This is a genomic window from Paenibacillus sp. EKM211P (assembly GCF_011066175.1).
Classification (GTDB): Bacteria; Bacillota; Bacilli; order Paenibacillales; family Paenibacillaceae; genus Paenibacillus; species Paenibacillus polymyxa.
Genome location: NZ_JAAMNS010000035.1, coordinates 1 through 5,041, shown reverse-complemented (window position 1 = coordinate 5,041; position 5,041 = coordinate 1). Strand labels below are relative to the sequence as shown.

Sequence of the window (5,041 nt, the reverse complement as noted above, 5' to 3'; positions counted from 1 at the left end):
GTACCGGATCAAGAAATAACCGTACAGGGGATGAGGGAACACTTGTCAAAAGAGCTCCCGGACTACATGATCCCTTCCTACTTTGTGCGGATGGAAAAGCTGCCATTGACCCCTAATGGAAAAATAGACAGGAAAGCATTGCCTGTGCTCGATAGCAATGTTAATACCGGCGTAGAATACGTAGTACCTTCGGGAGAAATAGAGGAGAAACTTGCGCTGTTGTGGCGGGATATCCTTGGAATAGAGAAGGTAGGAAGAAATGATAACTTTTTTATGCTTGGGGGACACTCGTTAAAGGCAACAAGCCTTGTAGCAAGAATTCACAAAGAGTTCAATATAGACATACCTCTTAAGGAAATATTCAAGACACCAACCATCTTAGAAATTGCCAGATATATTAAAGACTCAAAGGAGAGCCTATATCAGTCAATCCAACCGGCAGGAGAAATGGAATACTACCCTATGTCATCTGCACAAAGAAGGCTGTATATACTAAACCAGCTTGAAGGGGCAGGGACAGCATACAACATGCCTGGTATTATGCTGCTGGAAGGAAGCATTGATACAGCGCGTTTCCAGGAAGTCTTCAGGCAGTTGGTAAAAAGGCATGAGACTCTTAGAACATCGTTCCACATGATCGATGGTAACCCGGTCCAGAAGGTTCATGACCATGTGGAATTCAGCGTGATGTACTTTGAAACTAACGAAGAAAAAGCCGCAGAGTATGCTGGGGAATTTGCCAGACCTTTTGATCTTGGCAAGGCTCCTCTGCTAAGGGTAGAGCTTGTAAAAACGGGAGAAGACAGGCATCTTATGATGTTTGATATGCATCACATTATATCCGATGGTGTCTCCATGGACATACTGATTCGTGAGTTTATGGATCTTTATGAAGGAAACAACCCTCCAGCACTTCGGATACAGTACAAGGACTACGCTGTATGGCAGAATAAACTGTTTGATGAGGGCGGAATTAGCAGCCAGGAGGAATACTGGCTCCAAGCATTCCAGGGAGAAATACCTGTACTGAATATGCCGCTAGACTATCCAAGGCCTGTAATACAAAGCTTTGAAGGGGATTTTTTTAGCTTTGAAGCAGGCAGTGAGCTTACGAATAAATTAAACAAGCTTGCAAGGGATAATGGGGCTACGCTTTACATGACACTGCTCGCGGCATACAACATATTGCTGTCTAAGCACACCGGACAGGAAGACATAATCGTTGGAAGCCCTATAGCCGGAAGGCCACATTCAGACCTGCAGGATATCCTTGGTATGTTTGTAAATACCTTGGCTATGAGAAATTACCCCAAGGGAGATAGTACCTTTGTAGAATTCTTGAATGAAGTAAGAGAAAACGCTCTAAGGGCTTATGACAATCAGGATTACCAATTTGAAGAACTGGTTGAGAAGCTTAACTTGAAGAGGGACATGAGCAGAAACCCACTGCTTGATACTATGTTTACCATGCAAAATGCCTCTAAGGTAGAATTTGCAGTACCTGGTATAAGCTTCAGACCTTTTAATAACGGGCTAGAGTATAGAATATCAAAATTTGACCTATCCATTGATGCAATAGAGCGTGAAGATGGTATGGCTTTTAGCTTTGAATATTGTACTCGGCTTTTCAAAAAAGAGACTATAAAAAGGTTGGCGGCTCATTACCTTAACGTGTTGGAAGAGATAACCGCAAATCCGTTTAAAAGGTTGTCGGAAATAAATATGTTGTCCCAGGAGGAAAAACAGCAAATAATCTATGGCTTCAATGATACAAAAGTAGAATATCCTAAGGATAAGACCATACAAGAGCTATTTGAAGAACAAGTGGAAAAGACGCCTGATAACATAGCAGTAGTATTTGAAGATAAATACTTGACTTACGGAGAACTTAATGAAAAGGCCAATCAACTGGCTTGGATCTTAAGGGACAAGGGATTAAAACCTGACAGTGTAGTAGCTATAATGGTAGACCGGTCCATAGAAATGATAATAGGTGTAATTGCTGTATTTAAAGCAGGAGGCGCGTATTTACCCATAGACACCGAATATCCTGAAGAACGAATCAGATATATGATCGATGACAGCTTGGCTGGAATTATTCTTACGCAAGAACATCATAAAGAAAAAATTAAATTTGATCTTGATATTATAAGCTTTGATGACTGTGTGAATTACAACGGGAGAACAGAAAATCTTCCTGTCATTAATAAATCTTGTAATTTAGCATATGTCATTTATACATCAGGAACCACAGGAAAGCCAAAGGGGATCATGATAGAGCATAGAAGTCTTGTCAACATATCTTACGCATGGAAAAAGGAATATAGGCTTGCGGATATGGATGTAAAGCTGTTGCAAATCGCAAGTTTTTCTTTTGATGTATTTGTGGGAGATGTTTCGAGAACGCTGCTCAACGGAGGCCAAATGGTTATTTGTTCATCCGAGGAGAGATACGATCCTGCACGATTATATTCACTTATTAAAACCCATAAAATAACCATCTTTGAATCCACACCGGCACTGATTATTCCTCTTATGGATTATATCCATGATAATGCTTTGATTATTGATAGCCTCAAGTTGCTTATACTTGGATCAGATACTCTCTCTGTGGAAGATTATGAAAGATTACAATCCTGGTATGGAGAGAAACTGCGGGTTGTTAATAGCTATGGGGTTACTGAGTCCACCATAGATTCCAGTTATTACGAAAAGAGACTGGGAAGCTATTTGGAATCCGGGAGTGTACCTATCGGAAAGCCAATGCAAAATATAAAATACTACGTTGTTGACAAACACTTGAGACCTCAGCCTACAGGGGTTTTGGGTGAGTTGTGCATAGGGGGAGAAGGGCTTGCAAGGGGATATCTAAACCGGCCCGAACTGACAGCTGAAAAATTTGTACCTAACCCGTTTATACCAGGGGAAAGAATGTATCGTACAGGGGATCTGGCCAGATGGCTGTCTGATGGGAATATGGAATTTTTAGGAAGAGTAGATCATCAGGTAAAGATAAGGGGATTTAGAATAGAGCTGGGGGAAATAGAAGCACAACTGCTAAAGCACGTTTCAATAAAGGAAGCAGTGGTTATTGCAAGGGAAGATCAGAAGGGAAACAAGTATCTGTGTGCCTATGTGGCAGGGGAAAATGAATTAACAATAGCAGAACTAAGGGGACATCTCTTAAAGGACCTTCCAGACTATATGATACCATCCTATTTTATGCAGTTAAAAAAGCTGCCGCTGACTCCCAATGGCAAAATAGATAGGAAGGCATTGCCCAAACCTGACGGCAATATCGATGCTGGAATAGAGTATGTCGCACCCTTGGGTGAAGTGGAGGAGAAACTTGCGGGGTTGTGGCAGGATATCCTTAGTATAGAGAAAGTGGGAAGAAACGACAATTTCTTTGAGCTGGGGGGACATTCCTTAAGGGCAGCAAATCTTATTGCCAGGATTCACAAAGAGTTCAATGTAAACATACCGCTTAAAGAAATATTTAAGAGCCCAAATATGTCTGAAGTTGCCGAGTGCATCAAGATTGCAAAGGAGAGTGTATTTCATTCTATTGGGCCGGCTGGGGAGATGGAGTACTATCCAATTTCATCCGCCCAGAAAAGGCTGTATATTCTAAACCAGCTTGACGCAGTTGGGATGGCATACAACATGCCTGGTATTATGCTAATTGAAGGCAAACTCGATAAACTGCGCTTTGAACAGGCTTTTAGGGAGCTTGTTGACAGACATGAGTCTTTCCGTACCTCATTCCATATGATAGATGGTAAACCGGTACAAAAGGTCCATAGCAATGTGGATTTTAGTGTTATGTATATGGAAACCGATGAGGAGAGAGCTGCGAAAATAGCCAGTGAATTTATTAGGACCTTTGACCTTGATAAGGCTCCTTTACTTAGGGTTGGGCTTATAAAAGTTGGAGAAGACAGATATATTATGATGTTTGATAAGCACCATATTATATCTGACGGGGTGTCTGACGACATACTGGTAAGAGAATTTATGAGCCTGTATGAAGGTAAGGAACTTCCGGAACTTAAGATTCAGTACAAGGATTTTTCCGTATGGCAGAACAGGCTGTTTGCTGATGGGACAATTAGTAAGCAGGAAGAATACTGGCTCCAAGTATTCAAAGGAGAAATTCCTTTGCTTAATATGCCGCTAGACTACCCTAGGCCAGCTATACAGAGTTTTGAGGGAGATGTGATCAGTTTCAAAGCAGGCAAGGAGCTTGCTGTTAAACTGAACAAACTTGCAGTGAATAATGGTGCCACGCTCTACATGGTACTTTTAGCTTCATACAATGTCCTTTTATCCAAGTACACCGGACAGGAAGATATTATAGTTGGAAGTCCCGTTGCAGGAAGGCCGCATACTGATCTTCAGGACGTTATTGGTATGTTTGTAAACACGCTAGCCATGAGGAATCACCCTCAAGGTGGAAAGACTTTTGTGGACTTCCTTAATGAAGTAAGAGAAAACTCCTTAAGGGCTTACGAAAACCAAGATTACCAATTTGAAGAACTGGTAGATAAGCTTAACCTGGAAAGGGATCTGGGCAGAAATCCACTTTTCGATACTATGTTTGTACTGCAAAATATCGAGGCATCAGAAGTGAAGATGGATGGGCTAAGGTTTATGCCCTATGACAGTGAAGTAAGAATATCCAAGTTTGACTTGACTTTAAACGCTGAGGAAACAGAGGACGGTATTGTATTTGAATTGGAGTATGCTACCAGGTTGTTTAAGAAAGAGTCAGTTATAAGGCTTATTGCCCATTACCTTAATGTATTGGAAGAGGCAGCAGCCTTTCCTGAAAAAAGGCTATTAGAAATTGATATGCTGTCACAAGACGAAAAACATCAAATATTATATGAATTTAATAATACAAAAGCAGGATACCCTCGGGAAAAGACCATCCATCAGATTTTTGAGGAACAGGTGGAACGGACACCCAATAATATTGCTGTAGTGTTTGAAGATAAACAGCTGACTTATAGGGAGCTAAACGAAAAGGCAAACCAAC

At 41.2% G+C, this 5,041-nt stretch carries 1 protein-coding gene; it reads left to right on the top strand.

Annotation, left to right across the window (positions count from 1 at the left end):
- Window positions 1-42: 42 nt before the first annotated feature.
- On the top strand, window positions 43-5,041 hold a 4,999-nt coding region (locus G9G57_RS25145; protein ID WP_164965673.1), incomplete at its 3' end, for a non-ribosomal peptide synthetase.